We start from the raw sequence: 22,994 nt of genomic DNA on the forward strand, positions 1-22,994 counted from the left end.
CTCGGCGCGGAACGGATCAGCGGACGGCAACGCATGGGCAGCGTCATTCTCGGCATCGCGGCGGCGCTCGCCTGGGGCGTGCACGACCTTCTGGTGCGCCGCATCAGCGCGGGGCTGGCCATCGCGCCCGCCATCCTGACCGTGCTGATCGTCGGCACGCTCTTCACCCTGCCCGTCGCCTTTGCCTTCGGCGGCTGGGACCGCATGACCCAGCCGGCGGTGATCTGCGCCGCGCTCTCGGGCATCGCCTATGTCGTCGGCTGCTTCGGCCTCTACCTCGCCTTCCGCATCGGTCCCGTGAAACTGGTCGCCCCCGTGGTCGGTGCCTTCCCGGTGCTCTCGGTCGCCTGGGCCTATGCCACCGGCACGACCCTGGGCCTGTCCGACGCGCTCGCCGTCGCCGCCATCGTCTGCGGCATCGCCGCCGTCGCCCTGCTGTCGGACGAGGACGAGACCCAAGGCTCCCGCACCACCGCCCTCGGCTGGGCCGCGCTGGGCGCGGTCGGCTTTGCCGTGACCTTCGCCTTTTCCCAGGCCGCCACCCGTCTTGGCGCCGAGCTGCCGGTGATCGTGCTGGCCCGGCTCGCCGCCATCCTGCTGATGATCGCTCTGGTCGCGGCCACCCGCCAACCGCTGTCGCAGCTGCGCCCGCACCGCGCCACGCTGACCGGCATGGGCCTGCTCGACGCGCTCGCCCTCGGGCTGGTCACCGCCGCCGGCGCCCTGCCCAACCCCGAGTTCGCCGCCGTCACCTCCTCGGTCTTCGGCGTCGTCACCATCGTGCTGGCGCGGGTCTTCCTGGCCGAGCCGATCTCGCTGCCGCAATGGGGCGGCGTCGGGCTGGTCTTTGCCGGGGTCGCCGCGCTGGGCCTCTAGCCGCGCCAGCGCTCCAGAACGAAGCGCGCGGTCATCAGATCCAGATGCGCGCCGCCGCCATTCTTGAACAGGGTGATGTCCTCTGCCGCCGCCTTGAACGCCTCAAGGTCATAGAAGTCGGCCAGCACATCCTCGCGCGCAATCACCCCTTCCGCCAGCGGCGTCTTCAGATCACCGATATGGTCCAGCGTGGTGTCGAAACTGTCGACGAAAATCCGCGACCGCCGCAGCGCGTCGTCATCCGCCTCGCGCATGTCGGGGCGATAGGCGCCGATCAGGTTCAGATGCTGGCCCGGACGCAGCCACTCGCCCCGGATCACCGGGGCCGAGGCCATGGTCGCGCAGACGATGATATCCGCTGCCCTGACCGCGCTTTCCAGATCCTCGGCCACGCGCAGCCCCGGCACCTGCGCCGCCAGCTCGTGCGCCTTCGACACCGTGCGGTTCCACACCGTCTGTTTCGCCTCCGGGAAGCCAGCCCCGAAGGCCTCGCACAGCGAATGCCCCACCGTCCCCGCGCCCACGATCAGAACCGAGGCGCTGTCCGCCCGCGCCAGCCGCAGCGCCCCGAGAAGGGAATCCCCGGCCGTCTTCCACTTGGTCACCAGGTGGAAATCGACAATCGCCTCCAGCATCCCGTCGGTGTCGGAATAAAGCGTGACGCCGCCGTTCACCATCGCCTTGCCCTGCGCGGGATTGCCCGGAAACACCGTCGCGCTCTTGACCGCCAGCCCCATCCCGTCGATCCAGGCCGACCGCGACAGCAACGTGTCGGGATCACGGTAAAGGAAAGTATCCGCGATCTTCGCCTTGGGCAGCGCATGCCCCGCCGCCAGCGCCTCGGTCAGCCCGATCCAGTCAAGCCCCGCCTCGCCCTCGGCAAAGCCGATCACCGGAACGTTCATGCTGCTTCCTCCTCGGTCAGCAGCCCCTCGGCCACCAGCCGCGCCGCCCAGCCGTCCGGCCCCTCGAACAGATGCGTCCGCCAGCCGCGCGAGGCCGCCATGGCGATATTGTCCGGCCGGTCGTCGGTGAAGATCAGCCGCTCTGGCGCCACGCCGCAGCCCGCCTCCAGCATCTCGTAGATGCGCACGTCGGGCTTGATCACCCCCATGTGTCCCGAGATGAAATCGCGGTCGAACTCGCGCAGGAAATCATAATGCGTCGCCGCGTAGTCATAGCTCTGGATGCCGAAATTCGTCAGCGAGAAGACCGGCACGCCCTTGCCCCGCAGCGCCCGCATCAGCCTGACCGAGCGGTCGATGACCGGGCTCGCCATCTCGATCCAGTGATCGTGCCACATCCGGATCTCATCCCGCCAGGCCGGCGTTGCCTCGGCCATGCCATAGATCGTCTCGGTGAAATGCCCGCCCAGATCCACCCGGTCGTTCATGCCATGCAGATCGACCTCGGCGAACATTGCGCGGCGGCGGTCCGCGCCGATCGCACTGTCGTAGAACCGCTCGGGCTGCCACTCGATCAGCACATTGCCGATGTCGAAAATCACCGCTTCTGGTTTCATGCCTGCCTTCACCACCCCGGGCCAAAAATCCGCAACGGATTTTTGACGATTTTTCCCTGAAAAATCGCGCCACCGCTAGCGTTTGGCGGCGCGCACTTCCCGTTCCAAGGCATCCAGAAAACGCGACCGGTCCGCCTTTGTAAAGGGCTTGCCGCCGCCGCCCTGCGCCAGCGGCGAGGCCGCCCGCAGATCCGCCATCAGATCGCGCATCGCCAGCTGCTGGCCCATATTCGCCTGGGTAAACGCCTCGCCCGTATGCCGCAGCACCCGCGCCCCCGCCGCCACGCATTTCGCCGCCAGCGGCACATCCGCCGTCACCACCACGTCGCCGGGTCCGCAGCGCTCGGCGATCCACATGTCCGCCTCATCCGCGCCGCTCGCCACGATCACCGTCTCGACCAGCGGATTGGCCGGCGGCCGCAGCCCGCCGTTCGAGACGAGGAACATCTTCAGCCCGTGGCGCGTCGCCACCCGTTCCGCCTCGGCCTTCACCGGGCAGGCATCTGCATCGACATAGATCACGCCTCCAGCGCCTCGGCGTGGAAACTCACGTGATCCTCCATGAAGGACGACACGAAGAAATAGCTGTGATCATAGCCCGGCTGCAGCCGCAGCTCGGCCTGCTGGCGCCGCTCGGCCACCGCCTGCGCCAGCGTCTCGGGGCGCAGCAGGTCGATGAACTGGTCCTTGGTTCCGACATCCACCAGCACCGGCCCGTCAAAGCCCGTCTCGCGCATCACCTTCGACGCATCGTGGCGCGCCCAGGCGGCCTCATCCGCGCCCAGATAGGCGGTCAGCTGCTTGCGGCCCCAGTCCGCGCCCGAGGGATTGCAGATCGGCGCAAAGGCCGAGACCGAGCGATACCGCCCCGGCAGCGCCATCGCCAGCGTCAGCGCGCCATGCCCGCCCATCGAATGCCCGGTGATCGACTGCCGCTCCAGATCGACCGCGAAATCGCGCCCGATCAGCGCCGGCAGCTCCTCGGCCACATAGTCCCACATCCGGTAATGCGGCGCCCAGGGCGCCTCGGTCGCGTTCACGTAGAACCCCGCGCCCTTGCCCAGGTCATAGGCCTCGTCATCGGCCACATCCTCGCCGCGCGGCGAGGTGTCGGGAAAGACCAGCGCGATCCCCTCGCGCGCCGCCCAGGCCTGCGCGCCCGCCTTGGTCATCGCGTTCTCATGGGTGCAGGTCAGTCCCGAGAGATACCACAACACCGGCACCGGCCCGGCCTTGGCCTCCTTCGGCAGGAACAGGCCGAAGGTCATGTCGCAGGCGCAGGCCGTCGAGGCATGGGAATAGACCCCCTGCACCCCACCGAAACAGGCATTTTCGGAAACCGTCTTCATCTCATTCTCCTTCAAACTCAGGACGGCGACACCCAGCTGACCACCAGCGGGAAGGTCAGGATGCTGATCGCCGTCGAAAACAGGATCGCCGCCGACACCCGCTTGGCCGCGACGCCGTAGTGCTGGGCCAGCATGAACACGTTCCCCGCCACCGGCATCGCCGCGGCCGCCACCACGATGGTCGCCTCATAGGGCTTCAGCGGGAAGATCACCAGCACGCTGACCGCCACGAACAGCGGATGCAGCACCAGCTTGCAGAAGGTCAGCCAGCCCGCCACCTCGATGCGCTCGGCCGATTTCCCGGCCAGCGAGGCACCGATGGCGAACAGAGCCCCGGGCGTCGCGGCGCCCCCCAGCACGGTCAGGAAATCGTTCATCACCGCCGGCACCGGGATCGCGAAGGCGCTCCACAGCATCCCGGCCGAGATCGCAACGATCATCGGGTTCCTGACCAGCCCCAGCCCCACCGTCTTCAGCACCGCAGGCCGCATCCGCCCGTCGCGCACGCCGTTGATCAGGATCACGATCAGCGACGAGAAGACGATGAGGTCGGTCGCCAGCACCAGCATCATCGGACCGATCGACTGTTCGCCGAACAGGATCACGAACATCGGCAGGCCCAGAAAGCCGACATTGCCGATCACCGCGCATTGCGCCTCGATCGCCGCCACCTGCACGTTCAGCCCGCGCAGAAAGGCCACCGCCGTGGCGATGCCATAAACAAAGGCGGTGCCCCAGAGATACCCCGCGATCAGCCGCCCGTTGAACACCGCCGCCATGTCGAGGTTCGCGGCAAAGCGGAACAGCATCGCCGAGAGGGCAAAGTAGAACACGAACTTCGTCAGGTAGGCCGTCGCCTCCGCCGTGAAAAAGCGGGTGTAGCCGGCCCAGTATCCCAGACCGATGATCGCGAAGAACGGCAGCGTGCGCAGGAAGATGTCGATCATGTCCGGACCGGGTTACCCGCTTGTCCGCGCCCCCGCAAGCATTCGCGTATCGGCTTCCTCTTGCCGGAAATATCCCCGCCGGAGGCTCCGGCGCAGCCGGATTGCAAGGCTCACCCGCTCCCGATCAGGATCCCCGCCCCCAGCACCAGCGCGCCACCCAGGACCACCTGCAGGGCCGCGCGGAAGAACGGCGTGTCCATATACCGGTTCTGGATCCAGGCAATCGCCCAGAGCTCGACAAAGACGATGCAGAAGGCAATCGCCGTGGCGGTCCAGAAATGCGGGATGAGATAAGGCATCGCGTGCCCCAGCCCGCCCACGGCCGTCATCACGCCCGAGGCGATCCCCCGTTTCAGCGGCGAGCCGCGCCCCGACAGTTCCCCGTCGTCCGACACCGCCTCGGTGAAGCCCATGGAAATCCCCGCCCCGACCGAGGCGGCGACGCCAACAAGGAAGGTCGTCCAGGTGTCCTGCGTGGCAAATGCGGTGGCAAAGATCGGCGCCAGGGTCGAGACCGAGCCGTCCATCAGCCCCGCCAGTCCCGGCTGCACCCAGGTCAGCACGAACTGGCGATGCGCCGTCGCATCCTCGTCGCTGCGCGTCTCGCCGTCCAGCAGCCGCGCCTCCAGCTCGCCCGCCGTCGCCTCATGACCGGCCTCCGCCGCCGCCAGATCGCCCAGCAGCTTGCGCGTCGCCGCATCCGTGGTGCGCGCGGCGGCCTGCAGATAGAACCGCTCGGCGTCCTTCTCCATGCCCTCCGCCTCTTCGCGGATGCGCTCCAGCCCCAGGTTCTCGACCAGCCAGACGGGGCGGCGATAGTAATACCCCGCCACATGCTCGCGCCGGATCAGCGGCACCACGGCGCCAAAGCGCGCCTCGTGCAGCGCCAGCAGCCGGGCGCGATGCTCGTCCTCCTCGGCCGCCATGCCGTCGAACAGGCCCGCGCTGGCGGGAAAATCCGCCCGCAGCCGTTCAGCATAGCCGCGATAGATCCTTGCGTCATCCTCTTCCGACGAGATCGCCAGGGCCAGGATTTCCTGCTCGCTCAGGTCGGAAAATCGTTTGCGTTGCGTGAGAAAGCGCATGACCGCCTCTTATTAGAACGATTCTAACATACCCACCCGGTGGCGTTTGGCAATCACCCTTCTCTCAGTTGTTGAAACTGAACCAATCGGTTTATATTCGACATCAGGAATGAAGGAGTCTCCATGAGCCCCCACGCCCCCATCGTCCGCACCGGCCGCAAATTCGCCCAGGTTCTGGAAGGCGCGCGCGAGGTCTTCATGGCCGACGGGTTCGAGGGCGCCAACGTCGACGACATCGCCCGCGTGGCCGGAGTCTCCAAGGCGACGCTCTACAGCTATTTCCCCGACAAGCGGCTGCTCTTCATCGAGGTGGCCACCACCGAATGCCGCCGCATGGCCGAGCGGACGCTGGAACTGGTCGACCCGACCGCGCCGCCGCGCGAGGTGCTGACCATCGCGGCCCAGCAGATCGTGCCCTTCCTGCTCTCGGACTTCGCCCAGCAATGCTTTCGCACCTGTCTGGCCGAACGCGACCGCTTTCCCGAACTGGCGCGCACCTTCTACATCAACGGCCCCGAGAACGGCAAAAGCCAGCTCCGCGCCTATATGGCCGAGGCCGTCGCGCGCAACGAATTGCGCATCGACGACCTCGACATGGCGGCCGAACAATTCGCCGAACTTTGCAAGGCAAGGCTCTGGAATCGCGCGGTTTTCGGCATCCAGACCAAGTTTTCTCCGGAAGAGATCGCCGCCGTTGTCAGCAATGCCGTCGACACCTTCCTCGCCCGCTACGGCGTCTGAGCGCCTAGGGCTCGCCCACGCTCAGCACCGTCACCGCGCGCGCCTCGCCGTCCCCCGCCGTCCAGCGGAAGGTCGCGCCCACCGCCAGCCCGATCAGCGCCACACCCACCGGTGTCATCAGCGAGGCTTTCCCCTGCGAGATATCGGCCTCCTCGGGGAACACCAGCGTCACCGTATGCTCCTGCCCGCTGGTCTCGTCGCGATAGGTCACCGGCCGCCCGATCGCAACGATATCGGCGCGCAAGCGGTCGCCCGAGACCACCTTGGCGCGGTTCAGTTCCTCCAGCAACAGATCGGCCAGGGCGGGATTGCGCTGCAGCGCCCCTTCGGCCAGCGCCTCGATGCGCGCCATCGTCTCGCGCGCCAGAACGATTTTCGGCTGCCGCTGCGGTCTCTGAGTATTTGTGGTCATGATATGTCCTTTCATTTCCGCCAGATCGGCGGCGCTCTTCGTGTTCAGTGTTAAGGTCTCGGCCCGTCAGTCCGCCGCGATGGCCAGCACCACCAGCGTTGCAACGCCGCCGTCGCGCGGCAGCGGCGCGCGTTGCAGCGGCCTCATACCCAGCAGCGTTGCCCCCAGCAGCGAAACCACCGAAACCTGCCCGGCCTGCGCCGCCGGCGCATCGGTTAGCCAGGCGCTCTGCGCCCCGCCGCCACTGGCCATGTAGACCACCTGCCGTCCCGGCAGGGCACGCGGCTCGTCCGGCGCCACGGTCCGCGCGCCCGCTCGTTTGGCCCGCAGGATCTCGGCCACCGCGCCGGGCAGCTCCGCATCCTCCAGCATCGGCCCCAGCCACTCCCGCACCTCTGGCGTCAGCGCATACTCCGCCGGATCGAAAGCCGGAGGCGTGAGGGCGGGGCCCGCCCGCAGGCGGTTCTGCTCGCAAATCGACATGATCGTTCTCCACAGACGGGCCAAGGCCCGTCGTCATTCCAGGTCAGGGGAAAAGTATCTCGGGAGGTCGCGGAAACGCCGGACTTCAGACCGCCCGAGCGAAGGCTCGGGTCAGCAGAAGAAACCGGGAAAAGGCGTGCCGCGTGATCATGCCTGAAAGATGGGCAACCCATCGGTCGAAGTCAAGACGCCGGGCCAGAGGGACCGGCGCCCGACAGAAAACGCGCCGCTCAGCGCACCGTAACAGTGATGCAGCCGCGCAGCGACTGGCCTTTGACTTCGGGGGTGGTGTTCTTGGTGCAGAACCTGTCCTTGCCCTTGAAGCCCGCCGCAGGCGTGTAAAGCAGCCCCTTGCCCGGAACGATCGACACAGTCCCGTTGCTCGGCGCCTTGGTCAGCGCGACCTCCATCGCCTCAATGCGTTTCTTCGGATTTTCGAAGATGAAGCCGACATAGCTGATCTTGCAGCTCTTGTCCTTGGTCGTCATCTCGAATTCGCCCTGCCCCTTGCCACTGGCCCAGCCGCGACCGTTGGTGCCCTTGCATTCCGCCTGCGCGGCCGAGGCGCAGATCGCGCTCCCGACCAGCGCGATGACAGCAAGCCCAAACCTAGAATTCATGGTCAAACTCCACATAAAATGTCTCGTAAACAGCTGAAACCCTAACTCAATGGATTGTCAGGGTTTTGGCTGTTTCAATTTTTACGCGAAACCGCCGACAGTGCAAAAGATTTGTAGGTTGGCCCGCCTGTCCGGGCGCGGGCAAGGCCTTTCCTCCCGGCACCCCTTGACACTGCCGCCGCAGCGCAGAGAAATCGCCCCATGTCCCGCCCTATGCATCTGACCGATCACCTTGTCTCCCGCGCCTTCCGATGCGTTCCGGAACCGGACGACTCCGAACTGGACGGCTGGACCCGGCTGGACGACGCCGCCATCGCCGCCGAGGCCGACACGATCCTCGCCGAGCGTCCGCCCGGGCCACTCTATGTCTTCGCCTATGGCTCTCTGCTGTGGAAACCCGAGTTCGAACCCGCTGCCACCCTGCGCGGCGTGGTCCACGGCTGGCATCGCGCCTTCTGCATCGAACTCACCTCCTGGCGCGGCACGCCCGACGCCCCCGGACTTATGATGGCCCTGCTGCCCGGCGGCCGCTGCACCGGGCTGGCGCAGCAGGTGCCCGAAACGCAGATCCACCAATCCGTCGCGGCCCTGGTGCGGCGCGAAACGCCGTATGACCAGCTGCTCGGCTCGCGCACCTGGCTGACGGTCGAGACGGCGCAGGGCCCCCTCTCCGCCCTCACCTTCTACGCGCCCCCGGCAGGCGAGCAACTCCGCACCGATCTCGGCATCGACGCCACCGCCCGCCTGATCGCGCGCGCCTGCGGCCATGCCGGCTCGAACGTCGAATACCTGCACGAAACGATGAAATCGCTGGGCGCCCACGGCATCCGCGACGGCCAGCTCTGGCGCCTGCAGAAACTGGTGGCGGCCGAACTGGCGCGGCTGCCGTGACGTGGCGGAAACCGGGACGCCGGGCGCCCCGGAATCGTCACTCCGATAATCTGTAGCAAAATCAGATAGTTGACCCCCCGTCCCAGCTGGGACGCCTGAAAATGGGTCAATCCAGCCGGCGCACCATCAGCTGATTGCCTTCGCCCACCCGGGTTTCGAACAGCTTCAGCTCCTTGATCAGATCGCTGAGCTTCTTCTTCCCATAGCTGCGCGTATCGAAGTCCGGGTTCGCCGCGCTGATATACTGCCCGATCTGGCCGAGGGTGAACCATTCGTCATCCTGGTTGATCGCATCCATCGCCCGGATCACCAGCTTGCTCGGATCCTCCAGCGCTGCCGGCGCCTCGGCCGCCGCCGGTGCCGCCACAGTCTCGGCCGGCTTCACCGGCTCGGGGCGTGGCTTGGCCTTGGTATCCGGCACCAGGTTCTCGACATAGATGAACCGCTTGCAGGCCTTCACGAAGGCCATGGGCGTCTTGCGCATCCCCATGCCGAAGACATCCAGCCCCTGCTCGCGGATGCGGCTGGCCAGACGGGTGAAATCGCTGTCCGACGAGATCAGCACGAACCCGTCGAACCGGCCCGAATGCAGGATGTCCATCGCATCGATCACCAGCGCGATGTCGCTGGCGTTCTTGCCGGTGGTATTCGCGAACTGCTGGTGCGGCACGATGGCCAGCGCCGCCAGCTTGTCCTTGCTCCACCCCTGCGGACCACCCCCGGCGAAATCGCCATAGATGCGCCGGATACTCGCCTCGCCCAGCGAGGCGATCTCCTCGAACATCGCATCGGCATATTTCGCAGAGATATTGTCCGCATCGATCAGAACGGCCAGCAGCTTGCGCGGATCGCTCATCCTCAGGACAGTTCGTCGACGGAATGGATCAGCTTGCCGACCAGCCCGTAATCCAGCGCCTCCTTGGTGGTCAGCCAGAAATCTCGCCGGGTGTCCTCGGCGATCTTCTCGGGCGTCTGGCCGGTGGCCTCGGCGAACAGCTTGTGGAAGCGCTCCGACATGATGCGGATCTGCTCGGCCTGGATCATCAGGTCGCTGACCTGTCCGCCGATCCCGCCCGAGGGCTGGTGCAGCAGGAACCGCGTGTTGGGCAGGCAATAGCGGTTCTCGCGCTCGGCCCCGACAAAGATCAGCGCCCCCGCGCTCGCCACCCAGCCCGAGCCGATGGTGCGCACCTTGGGGCGGATGAACTTGATGATGTCATGCACCATGTCGCCGGATTCGACGTGGCCGCCGGGCGAGGAGATGAAGACGTTGATCGGCTCGTCGCTGTCCTCTGCCAGCGCCAGCAGCTGCATCACGGCGCGGCGCGCCACCTTGTCGTCGATGGCGCCGGTGATGATGACGTTGCGCGACTTGAAGAACAGCTGTTCCGCCTTGCCGGTCGGCGGCGCATCCGTCTGCTCTTCGGGGCGGGTCTCGTCATCGTCGTTGAGGTCATACTGCATCGCGTCTCGTCTCCATGGAGCGTTCCGGTGGAACCTAGAGGCTCGGCGCGGCAGGTTCAACGGGTGGCGTCACCCGCGCCCGACAATATCCGCGGCCCGCGCCAGCACCTCCAGCCCCGCCACCAGGTCGTCGTCCGCGGTATCCTCGGCGAAATCGTGGCTGATGCCGCCGATCGAGGGCACGAACAGCATCGCCACCGGCATCAGCCGCGCCACGTTGGTCGCGTCATGCAGCGCCCCCGACGGCAGCTTGCGCCACTTGCCCGGCGCGACAGCCTCGGCCCCGGTCTCCAGCGCGGCGCGCAGCCGCGCGTCCATCGTCACCGGCTCCAGCCCCAGCAGCGGCCCAAAGCTCAGGCCCAGCCCCCGCTCCTGCGCGATCTCCTGCGCGGTGGCGCGCACGATTTCCTCCATCCGCGCCAGCCGCGCCGTGTCCCCGTCGCGCCACTGCATCGAGAAGGTCGCCCGCCCCGGCACGATGGACGAGGCATTGGGATGCAGCGTCACATGCCCGATGGTCCAGACCGAGGCCGGCGTGACCACATTCCGAAACCGCTCGGCAATCGCCGCATTGAAGGCGCCCAGCGCCTGGAAGGCGTCGCGCCGCAGGTGCATCGGCGTGGTGCCGGCATGGTTCTGCTGACCGCTGAAGGTGATACGCATGTCCCGGATGCCGACAATGTCGCTGACCACGCCGATCCGCTCGCCCGCGGTATCCAGCACCGGCCCCTGTTCGATATGCAGCTCGATATAGCCGGTGAACCGCCCAGGATCGACGAAGTCCCCCGCAAGCGCCGCCATGCGCCCCCGCGCCTCGGCAAAACGCACGCCGGAATGATCGGTCAGCGGATCCGCCTCGTCCAGCGGCAGGGTGCCCGACCAGATCGCGCTGCCGGTGGTCACGCCGAACCGGCTCTCCTCGTCCTGGAAGCTGACGACCGAAACCGCCGGCCCGCCCGCCGCGCGCGCGGCCCGCGCCACCTCCAGCGCCGCGATCACGCCCAGCGCCCCGTCCAGCCAGCCGCCCTCGGGCTGGCTGTCGGAATGCGACCCCAGCAGCAGCGAGCGGCCCTCGGCCAGCCCGAACAGGTTGCCCGCCGGATCGAAATGCGGCACCAGCCCCGCCTCCTCCATCCGCGCCGCCAGCCACTTCCGCGCCGCGATATCGGCTTCGGAAAAGGCCGGACGGATCACCCCCTTGCCCACCCCCGCCGCACCAAAGCCGCGCAGGGTTTCGAGATCGGCCAGGAAACGGTCGGGCTTCACCATGACGCCGCCACCCCGCGCCCGGATTTCTGCATCACTCCGCCGCCGCCGGCACACCCGCCGGCTCCACCCGCACCGCCGAAAACTTGAACTCGGGGATCTTGCCATAGGGATCGACCGCCGGATTGGTCAGCACGTTCGCCGCCGCTTCGACATAGGCGAAGGGCAGGAAGACCATGTCGGGCGCCACCGCGCGGTCGGCGCGGGCCATGATCTCGATGCTGCCCCGCCGCGTGGTCAGCCGCAGCATCCCGCCCGGCTCGACCCCCAGCCGGCGCAGGGTCGAGGGATGGAGCGAGCAATTCGCCTCCGGCTCCACCGCATCCAGCACCCTGGACCGGCGCGTCATCGAGCCGGTGTGCCAGTGCTCCAGCTGCCGCCCCGTCGTCAGGATCATCGGATAGTCCGCATCCGGCGCCTCGGCGGGGGCGATCACGCTTGCCGGCGTGAACTTCGCCCGCCCCCCGGCGCGCGGAAAGCCGCTGCCAAAGACGATCGGCTGCCCCGGATCCTCGGGCGAGAGCGAGGGGTATGTCACTGCGTTCTCCAACGCCAGCCGGTCCCAGGTGATGTTGTCAAAGCTCTTCATCGTCCGCTTCATCTCGGCAAAGACATCCGCCGGGCTGTCATAGTGCCAGTCCAGCCCGCAGCGCCGCGCCAGATCCACCGTGATCGCCCAGTCCTCGCGCGCCTGCCCCGGCGGCGGCACGGCGGGCCGGCCCATCTGCACCTGGCGGTTTGTATTGGTCACGGTCCCCGATTTCTCGGCAAAGGCCGAGGCGGGCAGGATCACGTCGGCATAGTTCGCCGTTTCCGTCAGGAAAATGTCCTGCACCACCAGGTGATCGAGCTTCGCCAGCGCGTCGCGGGCATGTTCCACATCCGGGTCCGACATCGCCGGGTTCTCTCCCAGGATATACATCGCCTTGATCTGCCCCTCATGGACCGCATCCATGATCTCGGTAACGGTCAGCCCCTTCTGGTTCGAGAAGTCGCCCGACTGCCAGACCTCGCTGAAGGCCGACCGCACGCCGTCATCCGTCACGCTCTGGTAATCCGGCAGGAACATCGGGATCAGCCCCGCATCCGACGCCCCCTGCACGTTGTTCTGCCCGCGCAGCGGATGCAGCCCGGTGCCGGGCCGCCCGACATGGCCGCACATGAGCGCCAGCGAGATCAGGCATCGCGAGTTGTCGGTGCCGTGGATGTGCTGGCTTACCCCCATGCCCCAGAAGATCATCCCCGCCTCGGCCCGCGCAATGGTCCGCGCCACGTCGCGCAGCACCTCGGCCGGAATGCCGCAGACCTCGGCCATCTTCTCGGGCGCAAAATCCTTCAGATGCGCGACCTCGGCGGCGAAGTTCTCGGTATAGGCCTCGACATACTGCCGGTCGTACAGCTCCTCCTCCACGATCACATGCATGATCGCATTCAGCATCGCCACATCCGCGCCGGGCCGGAACTGCAGCATGTGCGAGGCAAAGCGGCGCAGGCCGACACCGCGCGGATCCATCACGATCAGCTTGCCGCCGCGCTTGGCGAACTGCTTGAAATAGGTCGCGGCAACCGGGTGGTTCTCGACCGGATTGGCGCCGATGACGATGGCGACATCCGCGTTCTCGATTTGGTTGAAGGTCGCGGTCACAGCGGCCGAGCCGACGTTCTCCATCAGCGCCGCGACCGACGACGCATGGCACAGCCGCGTGCAGTGATCGACGTTGTTGTGCCCGAACCCCTGCCGGATGAACTTCTGGAACAGGTAGGCTTCCTCGTTGGTGCATTTGGCGCTGCCAAAGCCCGCTACCTCGCGCCCCCGCCCCTTCAGGCCACGGGCGGCAAAGTCCATCGCCTCTTCCCAGCTGGCTTCCCGGAAATGGCTCTGCCAGTTACCCGGATCGACGTTCAGCCCCTTGGCCGGCGCATCCTCGCGGCGGATCAGCGGCACCGTCAGGCGGTGCGGGTGGTGGATATAGTCGAACCCGAAGCGCCCCTTGACGCACAGCCGCCCCTCGTTCGCCGGCCCGTCAATCCCCTCGACATATTTCACCCGCCCGTCCTTGACCTTCAGCGACACCTGGCAGCCCACGCCGCAGAAGGGGCAGACGCTGGCGACCTCACTGTCGTAATCCGCGCTGTCGCCCTGCTGGGCGTCGTCCAGCACCGTCGCCGGCATCAGCGCGCCCGTGGGGCAGGCCTGCACGCATTCGCCGCAGGCCACGCAGGTCGAGGCGCCCATCGGGTCGTCCATGTCGAAGACCGGATAGGCCGAATGCCCCCGCCCCGCCATGCCGATCACGTCGTTGACCTGCACCTCGCGGCAGGCGCGCACACACAGATTGCACTGGATGCAGGCATCGAGATTGACCCGCATGGCGACATGGCTGTCGTCCAGCAGCGGTATATGATCCTTTTCCATCGCCGGAAACCGGCTGTGGGTCACGCCGTTCAGATCGGCCATGTCCCACAGATGCGACGAGCGGTCATGCGCCTCCTCCCGCTTCGGCTGGTCCGCCACCAGCAGCTCGGTCACCATCGCCCGCGCCTTCACCGCGCGCTCCGACGCGGTCTTGACCACCATCCCCTGCGCGGGCTCGCGGATGCACGAGGCGGCCAGGGTGCGCTCGCCCTCGATCTCGACCATGCAGGCGCGGCAGTTGCCGTCAGGGCGATAGCCCGGCGCCGGCTTGTGGCAGAGATGCGGGATCACCAGCCCGCGGCCGTTGGCGATCTCCCAGATCGTCAGGCCCTTCGGCGCGTCGATCTCGGTCCCGTCAAGCGTGAAACGGATGGTCTCGGCCATGGCTGCCTCCTAGCATTTCGCGACTTATAGCGCAGTTCGGGCCCAAAAACCCACGCCCAAACCCGACAGGACAGAGGGGATTTGCGCCACCCATGACGCGGATCGGAAAGTTATGTTCTTCCGCTCGGCTCGATTACAGCGCTCCGCCCGCCCCCCGAGGCTTCCGGGACGTAGAGAGACAGCCAGCGCCCGCCCCATGCTTCTCTGGTTGAAAAATACCTGCGCCGCAGGCATCGCGCAAAGCGCGATTGCGCGGCCGGAACGGGCGCGGGCGGCGGATGCCGCCCCCTATTCCCCGTAGGGCACCCAGATATTCTTCACCTCGCTCGCCTGCGCCAGCCACTCGGCGCTGTCATTGGCGAACCAGTCCCGCGCCCGCCCGTCGTTCACCCAGGTGCGCTTGAGATTGCCGGCCGAGGCCCGCTCGACCGCCTCCGACAGCGGCGTCGAGGAAAAGCTCCACATCGCATCGAGGTTCAGGTGCCCGGCCAGCGGCCCGGCCAGCTCGGCATGGCTTCCGGTCAGGATATTGACCACGCCCGCCGGCACGTCCGAGGTGTCGAGCACCTGGTAGAAATCCGTCGCCGCCAGCGGATAGGGCTCCGAGGCGACCAGCACCACGCGGTTGCCCATCGCCAGCGCCGGCGCCATGACCGAGACCAGCCCCAGCAGCGGCGCCTCGTCGGCGCAGAGCGCGCCGATCACCCCCACCGGTTCGTTCATCGCAATCGCCACGCCCCGGATCGGCACGCCATGCACCCGGCCGTCGTATTTGTCCGCCCAGGCCGCATAGGTGAACAGCCGCTGGATGCTGGCCTCGACCTCCTTCGCGCCGCCGCGCGTGCCGGTCATCGCATCCAGCCGACGGGCGAACTCCGTCGCGCGCGCCGACAGGTTCTCGGCGATGTAATAGAGGATCTGCGCCCGCAGATGCCCGGTCGTCTTCGCCCAGCCCGCCGCACCCTGCGCCGCCTCGACCGCATTGCGCACATCCTTGCGGTTGCCAAGGCCCACATGCCCCAGCAAGGCGCCCGAACGAGACCAGACCGCGCGGGAATAGCCGCCGTCGGGCCGCGCCTGCTTGCCCCCGACATAGAGCTTGGCGGTGCGGTCGATCGGATCGGCAGGGCCGCCGGCCCCATCAAAGGCGTCCACCCGTTTCAACACGCGGGCTGTCCCGACAGGTTTGGTATAGGCCGCCAGCCCCTCCCAGCCGCCCTCGCGCCCGAACCCGCTCTCCCGCACCCCGCCGAACCCGGCCGCCGCGTCGAACAGGTTGGTCGCATTCACCCAGACCACCCCCGCCGCCAGCTTCGGCGCGATATCGAGCGCGAGGTTCACGTTCTCGGTCCAGACCGTCGCCGCCAGCCCATAGCGCGTGTTGTTGGCCAGCTCGACCGCCTCGGATGGCGTGCGGAAGGTGCAGGACACGAGGACGGGACCGAAAATCTCCTCCTGCATCAGCGCATCCGACGGCGCGAGGCCCGCAATCAGCGTCGGTGGATAGAAACACCCCCGTGCCGGCAGCGGCACCCGCGCCTGATACATCTGCCCGGCGGCATTGCCCTCGACCATTTCGCGCACGGCCGCCAGCTGCACCGGATCGACCAGCGCGCCCACGTCGATGCATTTGTCCAGCGGATCGCCGATGCGCAGCTTGTCCATCCGCGCGCGCAGCCGCTCGTGGAACCGCTCGGCGATGCCCTCCTGCACCAGCAGCCGCGAGCCGGCGCAGCAGACCTGCCCCTGGTTGAACCAGATCGCATCCACCAGCCCCTCGATGGCGCTGTCGATGTCGGCGTCCTCGAAAACGATATACGGCGACTTGCCGCCCAGCTCGAGCGTCAGCGATTTGCCCGACCCGGCCGTCGCCTCCCGGATCCGGCGACCGACCGAGGTCGAGCCGGTAAAGGCGATCTTGTCCACCTCCGCCTTGACGATCATCTCGCCCACCGCGCCATCGCCGGTGACGATGTTGACCACACCCTTCGGCAGCCCCGCCTGCCGGCAGATATCGGCGAAGAGCAGCGCGGTCAGAGAGGTATATTCCGCCGGTTTCAGCACCACGGTATTGCCCATCGCCAGCGCCGGCGCGACCTTCCAGGCCAGCATCAGCAGCGGGAAGTTCCAGGGGATGATCTGCCCGCAGACGCCCAGCGCCACCCGCCCCGGAAGCGCCTCCTCCATCAGCTGCGCCATGCCCGCGTGGTAATAGAAATGCCGCTGCGCCAGCGGCACGTCGATGTCCCGGCTCTCGCGGATCGGCTTGCCGTTGTCGAGCGTTTCCAGCACGGCGAACAGCCGCGCATGCTTCTGCAGCAGCCGCGCGATGGCATAGAGATAGCGCGCCCGCCCCGGCCCGCCCAGCCGCTCCCACTTGCCCTGCGCCCTGCGCGCGGCCTTCACCGCGGCATCCACATCCTGCTGCGTCGCCTGCGTCAGCGTCGCCAGCGTCTCGCCCGTGGCGGGGTTCTTCGAATCGAACCCATCGCCGGGCTCAGTAAAGCCCCCGTCGATGAAATGACCAAAGCGGTCGCCCATGTCGACCAGCCAGGCCAGCGCCTCGGCGGCGCTTTCGGGGGCGGGGCCATAGTCCATGCTCTCGAAAATCTCGCTCACGGTCATGCTCTGTGTCCTTCTTGCGATGTACCGCCGCCGGTCGAGACAACCAACCGCCCGGAACAAGGCGGCAAAGCCGCCGGCGGGCGCTCGCCCGGCGCCCTACCCCATCGCATGACGATACCCCGCCGAATAGGCGCCGCTCACGTAATGCTCCAGCTGCCGCTCGATATCGCCCAGCAGTGACGACGCGCCAAAGCGGAACAGGTCGGGCCGCAGCCAGCGGTCGCCCAGTTCGTCCTTCATCAGCGACAGATACACCAGCGCGTCCTTCGCCTTGGAAATCCCCCCGGCCGGTTTATAGCCGATGCGGATCCCCGTCCGCTCGTGATACTCCCGGATCGCGCGGACCATCACCAGCGACACCGGCAGCGTGGCGTTCACGCTCTCCTTGCCCGTCGAGGTCTTGATGAAATCCGCCCCCGCCATCATGCAGACCAGCGAGGCGCGGGCAACGTTGCGCAGCGTGCCCAACTCCCCCGTCGCCAGGATCGCCTTCACATGCGCGGCCCCGCAGGCCGCACGAAAGGCGTGCATCTCGTCATAGAGCGCCTGCCAGTTGCCACCCAGCACATGGCGGCGCGAAATCACGATGTCGATCTCCTGCGCCCCCGCCTTCACGCTCTCGCCGATCTCGGCCAGGCGCAGGTGGAAGGGCGACAGCCCGGCCGGAAATCCGGTCGAGACGGCGGCAACCGGAATGCCCGACCCCTCCAGCGCCTCCACCGCCGCAGCGACCATGTCATGATAGACGCAGACCGCCCCCACCGTCAGCCGCTCCATTCCCAGCGCCTCCAGCAGCGCCGGCGCGACCGGCTGGCGCGCCTTGGCACAGAGCCGACGGACACGCGCCTCGGTATCGTCGCCCGACAGGGTCGTCAGGTCGATGCAGCTGATCGCGCGCAGCAGCCAGGCCGCCTGATGCGCCTTCTTGACCGACCGCCGCCCCGGCAATGTCGCCGCGCGCCGCTCGATGGCCGAGGTATTGGCCTGCACGCCCCGGACCCAGTCCATGTCCAGGTCCATCCCCGGATTGCGCGGCTCGGCGACCTGCGGCAGCTGCGCGGTGCGTTCCGCGGCGGCAGTTGTCATCGGGCGTCCTCCGCAGCCATTTCCGGCCCGCAACTTCGCATGCGCCCCCAACCCCGGTCAAGCGAGCCCCTGCCCATCCGCGCGGCACCTGGCCGATCCTAGATGCGAATAATTCTCAATCTCATTGACTTCTTGCGAATGAGTTGCATATTCAAGCCGAAGCGATGAAATCACGGTTGACCATGACAACGCGACGACATTTCCTTCTGGGCTTGGCCGCCCTCCCGCTTGCGACCCGCGCCTCGGCGCAGGCCCCTCTGAACATCGTTGCGACGACCGGCATGATCGCCGACGCCGCCCGCCAAGTCGGCGGCGATCTGGTGACGGTCAAGGGGCTGATGGGCCCCGGCGTCGATCCCCATTCCTACCGCCAGACCCGCAGCGACATCGTCGCCCTTACCCGCGCGGATCTGGTGCTCTGGCACGGTCTCTATCTCGAGGCGCAGATGGAAGAGTTCTTCCAGGATCTCGCGCGCAAGCGGCAGGTGGTGGCCGTGGCCGACAGCCTGCCCCGTGACCGGCTGCGCGCCCATGCGCAATATGCCGACAAGTTCGACCCCCACGTCTGGATGTCGCCGCGCCTCTGGAAGGACGTCATTCCCGCCGTCCGCGACGCGCTGACCGCCGCCAGCCCCGACGCCGCCGAAACCTTCGCCGCCAATGCCGTGGCCTATCAGGCCGACATCGACCGCCTTGCCGCCTATGCCGCCGAGGCCATGGCAAAGGTGCCCGAGGCCAAGCGCGTGCTTGTCACCGCCCATGACGCCTTCGGCTATTTCGGTCAGGACTTCGATATCGAGGTGCTCGGCATCCAGGGCATCTCGACCGAAAGCGAGGCCGGCCTGAACCGCATCGCCCAACTGGTCGACGTGCTGGTCGACCGTCAGATCTCGGCGGTCTTCGTCGAAAGCTCGGTCTCCGACCGCAACATCCGCGCCCTTGTCGAAGGTGCCGCCTCCAAGGGCCACACCGTGCGCATCGGCGGCGAGCTCTACAGCGACGCGATGGGGCCCGACGGCAGCTACGAGGGCACCTATCTCGGCATGATCGACCACAACGTGACCGTCATCGCCGGCGCGCTCGGGGCCGATGTGCCCGCGCGCGGCATGGACGGCAAGCTGACGGTGGGCCTCTGATGCTGGAACTCGCAAGCCCTTCGGAAGAGCAGACAATCCCCCAGGACAGCCCGCTGGCCATCCGCGGCCTGACCGTCTCCTATGGCCAGAAACCCGCCGTCTTCTCGGTCGACATGACCGTGCGCCCCGGCCGGATGACCGCGATCATCGGGCCGAACGGCGCTGGCAAATCCACCCTGCTCAAGGCCGCGCTCGGGATCGTGCGGCCCCTCTCGGGACAGGTCCGCGCCTTCGGCCAGCCGCTCGACGCGATGCGCGGCCGGATCGCCTATGTGCCGCAGCGCGCCAGCGTCGACTGGGATTTCCCCACCCGCGTGATCGACGTCGTCCTCATGGGCCTCTACCGCGAATTGGGCCTGCTCGGCCGCGTGCTGGGCAGCCACAAGGCGCGCGCGCTCGACTGTCTCGACCGCGTCGGGATGCGCGATTTCGCCGACCGCCAGATCGGCCAGCTCTCGGGCGGCCAGCAACAGCGCGTCTTCCTCGCCCGCGCGCTGGCGCAAGGCGCGGACCTCTACCTGCTCGACGAACCCTTCGCCGGAGTCGATGCGGCCACCGAAAAGGCGATCATCGGCGTCCTGAAGGCGCTGAAGGCCGAGGGCCGCACCGTCGTCGTGGTGCACCACGACCTCGCCACCGTGCGCGACTATTTCGACGACGTCTTCCTGATCGCCACCCGCAAGGTCGCCGAAGGCCCAGTCGAGACGACCTTCACCGCCGACACCCTGCAAGCGACTTACGGCGGCCGTCTCGCCACCGCGCAGGTCGACCAGCTCTCGCGCGCCTTGGGATAGGGCCATGCTCACCGACGCGCTGCTGCTGCAACTCGGCTACAACGCCTCGCTCGTGACCATCGGCGCGGCGCTGCTGGGCGTCGCTGCGGGCATCACCGGCACCTTCCTCTTCCTGCGCAAACGCGCGCTGGTCAGCGACGCCATCTCGCACGCCACCCTGCCCGGCGTCGGGCTGGCCTTCATCCTGATGGTCGCCCTCGGCGGCGAGGGGCGCAACCTCTTCGGCCTGATGGCCGGCTCGGCCCTCTCGGCCTGGGCGGGCCTCTTGTGCATGGGCTGGCTCACCCGCAACACACGGCTGGCCGAGGATGCGGCCATCGGCGCGGTCCTCTCGGTCTTCTTCGGCTTCGGCATCGTGCTGCTGACCGTCATCCAGACCATGACCTCGGGGCGGCAGGCGGGCCTTGAATCCTTCCTGCTCGGCTCGACCACGGGGATGCTCTGGAACGACGCCGTCGCCATCTTGATCGGCGGCGCGCTGGTGCTGGCGCTGGTCCTCGTCCTGCACCGGCCGATGACGCTGGTGGCCTTCGACCCCGAATACGCCGCCGCGCGCGGCATCGACACCCACCGCGTCGACCTTGCCATGATGGGGCTGGTCATGGCCGTCACCGTCATCGGGCTGAAGATCGTCGGGCTGATCCTGATCGTCGCCCTGCTGATCATCCCCCCCGTCGCCGCCCGCTTCTGGACCGACCGCGCCGGCATGGTCGCCCTGCTCGCCGGCGCGATGGGCGGCCTCGCCGGCTATGCCGGGGCCGCCGTCTCGGCCACCGCGCCAAGACTGCCGACCGGGCCGATCATCGTGCTGGTGGCCTTCGCGCTCTTCGCCTTCTCGCTCTTCCTCGCGCCCTCGCGCGGCGTGCTCGCCGCCCTGCTGCGCCACCTCTGGTACCGCCGTCAGGTGCACCTGCGCCAGGGCCTGCTGGCGCTCGCCCAGGGCCAGCCGATCTACGAACGCCTGACCCTGCGCCTGCTGCGCCGCGCCGGGCTGGCCCGCGCCGACGGCGTGGCAACCGAGGCCGGCCGCGCCCGCGCCGCCAAGGCCCTGCGCGACGAAAAGCGCTGGGAGATCGTGCGCCGCGACCTTGCCCACGAGGCCGCCGCCGCCCTCTACGACGGCCTGCGCGACATCGAGACGGTGATGACCGCCGACCAGATCGCCGAGATCGACCGCCAGATCGGCGGCCCCAGGAGCGTCCCGGCATGAGCGGCGCCGAATTCGTCCCCCTCTCGCTGCCACCAATGCTGATCGGCATCTTCGCGGCCATCGCCTGCGCCCTGCCCGGCAACTTCCTGGTGCTGCGGCGTCAGGCGCTGATCGGCGACGCCATCAGTCACGTCGTCCTCCCCGGCATCGTCGTCGCCTTCCTGCTGACCGGCATGGTCGCCACCTGGCCGATGATGCTGGGCGCGGCCGGCGCGGCGGTGCTGGCGGTCGCCCTGATCGAGGCCATCCGCCGCCTCGGGCGGATCGAACCCGGCGCGGCCATGGGCGTCGTCTTCACCTCGATGTTCGCCGGCGGCGTGCTGCTGCTCGAGCAATCCGACACCTCCAGCGTCCATCTCGACGTCGAACACGCGCTTTACGGCAACCTCGAAAGCCTGATCTGGCTCGACGCCGAGGGCTGGGCCTCCTTGCTCGACCCCGCCGCGCTGGCCGGCCTCCCGCCCGAGCTCTTCCGCATGGCGGTAACGCTCGCCGGGGTCGCCCTGTTCATCGCCCTGTTCTGGCGCGCGCTCAAGATATCCACCTTCGACGAAGGCTTCGCCCGCACCATCGGCATCCGCACCGGCGCGCTTGGACTGGCGCTGGTGATCGTCGCCGCCGTGGCCGCGGTGGCCGCCTTCGACGCGGTCGGCTCGATCATCGTCATCGCCATGTTCATCTGCCCCCCCGCCGCCGCCCGGCTGATGACCGACCGGCTGGAACGCCAGATCGGCTGGAGCGTCCTCTTCGCGACCCTCTCCGCCGTCATCGGCTACGTGCTCGCCGGCTACGGCCCGCTCTGGCTCGGCGCCCAGGACGCCGTCAGCGCCGCCGGCATGATCGCCACCGTCGCCGGCCTCATCCTCGCCCTCGCCGCCCGCCTCGCCCCCCGCCGCCAGAGATCGGGCGCCCCGGCGGGGTGAGGGTTGCATTGCGCGAGGGTCTGGAGCCCATAGCTGCCCGTCGGCCATCGTGCTATTGCATCGCTAAGAAGAAATATGGTCGCACCTTCCACCTCCCGATTTCATCTGGCGCCACGAGTGACGACAAGATTATGTCATCGCTCGAAGGCCTGATGGTGGATGACCTCGTTGTCACCGAAAAGATGGATGGTGAGAATACTACAATTCACGCAGCCGGTTGTCATGCACGCAGCCCGGATAGCCGTCATCATCCATCACGAGACTGGCTCAAGGCATTTGCGGCAGGGATTTCACCGTTTCTGGCAAAGGGTGAACGTATTGTTGGAGAGAACCTGTATGCCCGCCATTTGGTCGCCTATGATGCTCTGCCGTCGTATTTTTTAGGCTTCGCTTGGATTATCGAAGATGAAATCCAGTCGTGGGATCTGACATTGGCCCGCTTTGAGGAACTGGGCATCCAGCCTGTTTCAACGCTTTATAGAGGGGCTTACCGTGCAGGTCTGTTCGATGACCTGGCGCAGGCGCTCGACCTGACGAATCAAGAAGGCTTTGTGGCAAGGATTGCAGCTTCTTTCCCGGAAAGCGACATGCCCAGACATGTAGGAAAATATGTCAGGGCAGGTCACATTCAAACAGAAACCCACTGGATGAAGGCGGAACTCATCCCCAATCAATTAGCCAAAGATTAACATCCGTTCCCTCCGAAAAGCTCTCCTTCCGCACAGTTCCCTTTGACCGTCGGTCGTCGCCATAGAAGCGTGATA

At 67.4% G+C, this 22,994-nt stretch carries 23 protein-coding genes; 8 read left to right on the top strand and 15 right to left on the bottom strand.

Annotation, left to right across the window (positions count from 1 at the left end):
• Positions 1-33: 33 nt before the first annotated feature.
• Complete coding sequence (locus ACFO5X_RS09205) at positions 34-876, top strand: EamA family transporter (protein WP_380717071.1); 843 nt, start codon at positions 34-36, stop codon at positions 874-876.
• Here ACFO5X_RS09205 and ACFO5X_RS09210 read toward each other — a convergent pair.
• The 6 genes from ACFO5X_RS09210 to mbfA all read right to left on the bottom strand — a co-directional run bounded on the left by ACFO5X_RS09210 (position 873) and on the right by mbfA (position 5,779).
• Positions 873-1,781 carry an ornithine cyclodeaminase family protein gene (locus ACFO5X_RS09210; RefSeq protein WP_380717072.1) on the bottom strand — a complete coding sequence of 303 codons (909 nt, stop codon included), beginning with the start codon at positions 1,779-1,781 and terminating at the stop codon, positions 873-875. The genes ACFO5X_RS09205 and ACFO5X_RS09210 overlap by 4 nt on opposite strands.
• Positions 1,778-2,398 carry an HAD family hydrolase gene (locus ACFO5X_RS09215; protein ID WP_380717073.1) on the bottom strand — a complete coding sequence of 207 codons (621 nt, stop codon included), beginning with the start codon at positions 2,396-2,398 and terminating at the stop codon, positions 1,778-1,780. The genes ACFO5X_RS09210 and ACFO5X_RS09215 overlap by 4 nt, the downstream gene beginning before the upstream one ends.
• A 75-nt stretch (positions 2,399-2,473) precedes the next feature.
• Complete coding sequence (locus ACFO5X_RS09220) at positions 2,474-2,920, bottom strand: YaiI/YqxD family protein (RefSeq protein WP_380717074.1); 447 nt, start codon at positions 2,918-2,920, stop codon at positions 2,474-2,476.
• The gene (fghA, locus tag ACFO5X_RS09225; RefSeq protein ID WP_380717075.1) at positions 2,917-3,747 is read right to left on the bottom strand and encodes an S-formylglutathione hydrolase; all 831 of its coding nucleotides are present in this window, start codon (positions 3,745-3,747) and stop codon (positions 2,917-2,919) included. The genes ACFO5X_RS09220 and fghA overlap by 4 nt, the downstream gene beginning before the upstream one ends.
• Positions 3,748-3,764: 17 nt before the next feature.
• On the bottom strand, positions 3,765-4,694 hold the full coding sequence (locus ACFO5X_RS09230; RefSeq protein WP_380717076.1) for an AEC family transporter: 930 nt from the start codon (positions 4,692-4,694) through the stop codon (positions 3,765-3,767).
• Between the two features lie 110 nt (positions 4,695-4,804).
• Positions 4,805-5,779 carry an iron exporter MbfA gene (mbfA, locus tag ACFO5X_RS09235; RefSeq protein WP_380717077.1) on the bottom strand — a complete coding sequence of 325 codons (975 nt, stop codon included), beginning with the start codon at positions 5,777-5,779 and terminating at the stop codon, positions 4,805-4,807.
• Positions 5,780-5,902: 123 nt separating this feature from the next.
• Here mbfA and ACFO5X_RS09240 point away from each other — a divergent pair, with 123 nt between their 5' ends.
• Positions 5,903-6,520: a TetR/AcrR family transcriptional regulator gene (locus ACFO5X_RS09240; RefSeq protein WP_380717078.1), complete on the top strand. Its 618-nt coding sequence runs from the start codon at positions 5,903-5,905 to the stop codon at positions 6,518-6,520.
• A gap of 4 nt (positions 6,521-6,524) precedes the next feature.
• On the opposite strand, the gene rnk is transcribed toward ACFO5X_RS09240, so the two are convergent.
• The 3 genes from rnk to ACFO5X_RS09255 all read right to left on the bottom strand — a co-directional run bounded on the left by rnk (position 6,525) and on the right by ACFO5X_RS09255 (position 8,035).
• Positions 6,525-6,932: a nucleoside diphosphate kinase regulator gene (gene rnk / locus ACFO5X_RS09245; protein WP_380717079.1), complete on the bottom strand. Its 408-nt coding sequence runs from the start codon at positions 6,930-6,932 to the stop codon at positions 6,525-6,527.
• Positions 6,933-6,998: 66 nt separating this feature from the next.
• Positions 6,999-7,415, bottom strand: coding sequence for a hypothetical protein (locus ACFO5X_RS09250; RefSeq protein ID WP_380717080.1), 417 nt, complete (start codon positions 7,413-7,415; stop codon positions 6,999-7,001).
• Positions 7,416-7,645: 230 nt separating this feature from the next.
• On the bottom strand, positions 7,646-8,035 hold the full coding sequence (locus ACFO5X_RS09255) for an Ig-like domain-containing protein (protein ID WP_380717081.1): 390 nt from the start codon (positions 8,033-8,035) through the stop codon (positions 7,646-7,648).
• Positions 8,036-8,236: 201 nt separating this feature from the next.
• Between ACFO5X_RS09255 and ACFO5X_RS09260 the strand changes: the two genes are divergently transcribed.
• Positions 8,237-8,926 (top strand): gamma-glutamylcyclotransferase, encoded by a 690-nt coding sequence (locus ACFO5X_RS09260; protein WP_380717082.1) that lies wholly within the window; start codon positions 8,237-8,239, stop codon positions 8,924-8,926.
• Between the two features lie 106 nt (positions 8,927-9,032).
• On the opposite strand, the gene ACFO5X_RS09265 is transcribed toward ACFO5X_RS09260, so the two are convergent.
• The 6 genes from ACFO5X_RS09265 to deoC form a co-directional block, all read right to left on the bottom strand.
• Complete coding sequence (locus ACFO5X_RS09265; RefSeq protein WP_380717083.1) at positions 9,033-9,782, bottom strand: NYN domain-containing protein; 750 nt, start codon at positions 9,780-9,782, stop codon at positions 9,033-9,035.
• 2 nt (positions 9,783-9,784) lie between these two features.
• The gene (locus ACFO5X_RS09270; RefSeq protein ID WP_380717084.1) at positions 9,785-10,390 is read right to left on the bottom strand and encodes an ATP-dependent Clp protease proteolytic subunit; all 606 of its coding nucleotides are present in this window, start codon (positions 10,388-10,390) and stop codon (positions 9,785-9,787) included.
• Between the two features lie 69 nt (positions 10,391-10,459).
• Positions 10,460-11,659, bottom strand: coding sequence for a Zn-dependent hydrolase (locus ACFO5X_RS09275; RefSeq protein ID WP_380717085.1), 1,200 nt, complete (start codon positions 11,657-11,659; stop codon positions 10,460-10,462).
• 31 nt (positions 11,660-11,690) lie between these two features.
• Complete coding sequence (fdhF, locus tag ACFO5X_RS09280) at positions 11,691-14,456, bottom strand: formate dehydrogenase subunit alpha (protein ID WP_380717086.1); 2,766 nt, start codon at positions 14,454-14,456, stop codon at positions 11,691-11,693.
• Between the two features lie 288 nt (positions 14,457-14,744).
• Positions 14,745-17,081, bottom strand: a complete 2,337-nt coding sequence (locus ACFO5X_RS09285) for an aldehyde dehydrogenase family protein (protein ID WP_380717088.1) — start codon at positions 17,079-17,081, stop codon at positions 14,745-14,747.
• A gap of 96 nt (positions 17,082-17,177) precedes the next feature.
• Positions 17,178-18,167, bottom strand: coding sequence for a deoxyribose-phosphate aldolase (deoC, locus tag ACFO5X_RS09290; protein ID WP_380717089.1), 990 nt, complete (start codon positions 18,165-18,167; stop codon positions 17,178-17,180).
• Between the two features lie 182 nt (positions 18,168-18,349).
• On the opposite strand from deoC, the gene ACFO5X_RS09295 reads away from it, so the two are divergent.
• From ACFO5X_RS09295 to ACFO5X_RS09315, 5 genes are all read left to right on the top strand, one after another.
• Positions 18,350-19,303, top strand: a complete 954-nt coding sequence (locus ACFO5X_RS09295) for a metal ABC transporter solute-binding protein, Zn/Mn family (RefSeq protein WP_380717299.1) — start codon at positions 18,350-18,352, stop codon at positions 19,301-19,303.
• The gene (locus ACFO5X_RS09300) at positions 19,303-20,097 is read left to right on the top strand and encodes a metal ABC transporter ATP-binding protein (RefSeq protein ID WP_380717090.1); all 795 of its coding nucleotides are present in this window, start codon (positions 19,303-19,305) and stop codon (positions 20,095-20,097) included. The genes ACFO5X_RS09295 and ACFO5X_RS09300 overlap by 1 nt, the downstream gene beginning before the upstream one ends.
• Positions 20,098-20,101: 4 nt before the next feature.
• Positions 20,102-21,307: a metal ABC transporter permease gene (locus ACFO5X_RS09305; RefSeq protein ID WP_380717091.1), complete on the top strand. Its 1,206-nt coding sequence runs from the start codon at positions 20,102-20,104 to the stop codon at positions 21,305-21,307.
• Positions 21,304-22,230 (top strand): metal ABC transporter permease, encoded by a 927-nt coding sequence (locus tag ACFO5X_RS09310; protein ID WP_380717092.1) that lies wholly within the window; start codon positions 21,304-21,306, stop codon positions 22,228-22,230. Before ACFO5X_RS09305 ends, ACFO5X_RS09310 begins: the two co-directional genes overlap by 4 nt.
• A 131-nt stretch (positions 22,231-22,361) precedes the next feature.
• Positions 22,362-22,919, top strand: coding sequence for an RNA ligase family protein (locus ACFO5X_RS09315; protein ID WP_380717093.1), 558 nt, complete (start codon positions 22,362-22,364; stop codon positions 22,917-22,919).
• Positions 22,920-22,994: the final 75 nt, after the last annotated feature.

Origin of the sequence: Seohaeicola nanhaiensis, assembly GCF_042654245.1 — a bacterium.
GTDB lineage: Bacteria > Pseudomonadota > Alphaproteobacteria > Rhodobacterales > Rhodobacteraceae > Seohaeicola_A > Seohaeicola_A nanhaiensis.

Coding starts and splice junctions, on each gene's coding strand:
- fghA (WP_380717075.1), bottom strand. CDS start 3,747: ATGAAGACGGTTTCCGAAAATGCCTGTTTCGGTGGGGTGCAGGGGGTC.
- ACFO5X_RS09300 (WP_380717090.1), top strand. CDS start 19,303: ATGCTGGAACTCGCAAGCCCTTCGGAAGAGCAGACAATCCCCCAGGAC.
- ACFO5X_RS09250 (WP_380717080.1), bottom strand. CDS start 7,415: ATGTCGATTTGCGAGCAGAACCGCCTGCGGGCGGGCCCCGCCCTCACG.
- ACFO5X_RS09265 (WP_380717083.1), bottom strand. CDS start 9,782: ATGAGCGATCCGCGCAAGCTGCTGGCCGTTCTGATCGATGCGGACAAT.
- fdhF (WP_380717086.1), bottom strand. CDS start 14,456: ATGGCCGAGACCATCCGTTTCACGCTTGACGGGACCGAGATCGACGCG.
- ACFO5X_RS09315 (WP_380717093.1), top strand. CDS start 22,362: ATGTCATCGCTCGAAGGCCTGATGGTGGATGACCTCGTTGTCACCGAA.
- ACFO5X_RS09240 (WP_380717078.1), top strand. CDS start 5,903: ATGAGCCCCCACGCCCCCATCGTCCGCACCGGCCGCAAATTCGCCCAG.
- rnk (WP_380717079.1), bottom strand. CDS start 6,932: ATGACCACAAATACTCAGAGACCGCAGCGGCAGCCGAAAATCGTTCTG.
- deoC (WP_380717089.1), bottom strand. CDS start 18,167: ATGACAACTGCCGCCGCGGAACGCACCGCGCAGCTGCCGCAGGTCGCC.
- ACFO5X_RS09255 (WP_380717081.1), bottom strand. CDS start 8,035: ATGAATTCTAGGTTTGGGCTTGCTGTCATCGCGCTGGTCGGGAGCGCG.
- ACFO5X_RS09305 (WP_380717091.1), top strand. CDS start 20,102: ATGCTCACCGACGCGCTGCTGCTGCAACTCGGCTACAACGCCTCGCTC.
- ACFO5X_RS09210 (WP_380717072.1), bottom strand. CDS start 1,781: ATGAACGTTCCGGTGATCGGCTTTGCCGAGGGCGAGGCGGGGCTTGAC.
- ACFO5X_RS09295 (WP_380717299.1), top strand. CDS start 18,350: ATGACAACGCGACGACATTTCCTTCTGGGCTTGGCCGCCCTCCCGCTT.
- ACFO5X_RS09230 (WP_380717076.1), bottom strand. CDS start 4,694: ATGATCGACATCTTCCTGCGCACGCTGCCGTTCTTCGCGATCATCGGT.
- ACFO5X_RS09275 (WP_380717085.1), bottom strand. CDS start 11,659: ATGGTGAAGCCCGACCGTTTCCTGGCCGATCTCGAAACCCTGCGCGGC.
- mbfA (WP_380717077.1), bottom strand. CDS start 5,779: ATGCGCTTTCTCACGCAACGCAAACGATTTTCCGACCTGAGCGAGCAG.
- ACFO5X_RS09270 (WP_380717084.1), bottom strand. CDS start 10,390: ATGCAGTATGACCTCAACGACGATGACGAGACCCGCCCCGAAGAGCAG.
- ACFO5X_RS09285 (WP_380717088.1), bottom strand. CDS start 17,081: ATGACCGTGAGCGAGATTTTCGAGAGCATGGACTATGGCCCCGCCCCC.
- ACFO5X_RS09260 (WP_380717082.1), top strand. CDS start 8,237: ATGTCCCGCCCTATGCATCTGACCGATCACCTTGTCTCCCGCGCCTTC.
- ACFO5X_RS09215 (WP_380717073.1), bottom strand. CDS start 2,398: ATGAAACCAGAAGCGGTGATTTTCGACATCGGCAATGTGCTGATCGAG.
- ACFO5X_RS09205 (WP_380717071.1), top strand. CDS start 34: ATGGGCAGCGTCATTCTCGGCATCGCGGCGGCGCTCGCCTGGGGCGTG.
- ACFO5X_RS09310 (WP_380717092.1), top strand. CDS start 21,304: ATGAGCGGCGCCGAATTCGTCCCCCTCTCGCTGCCACCAATGCTGATC.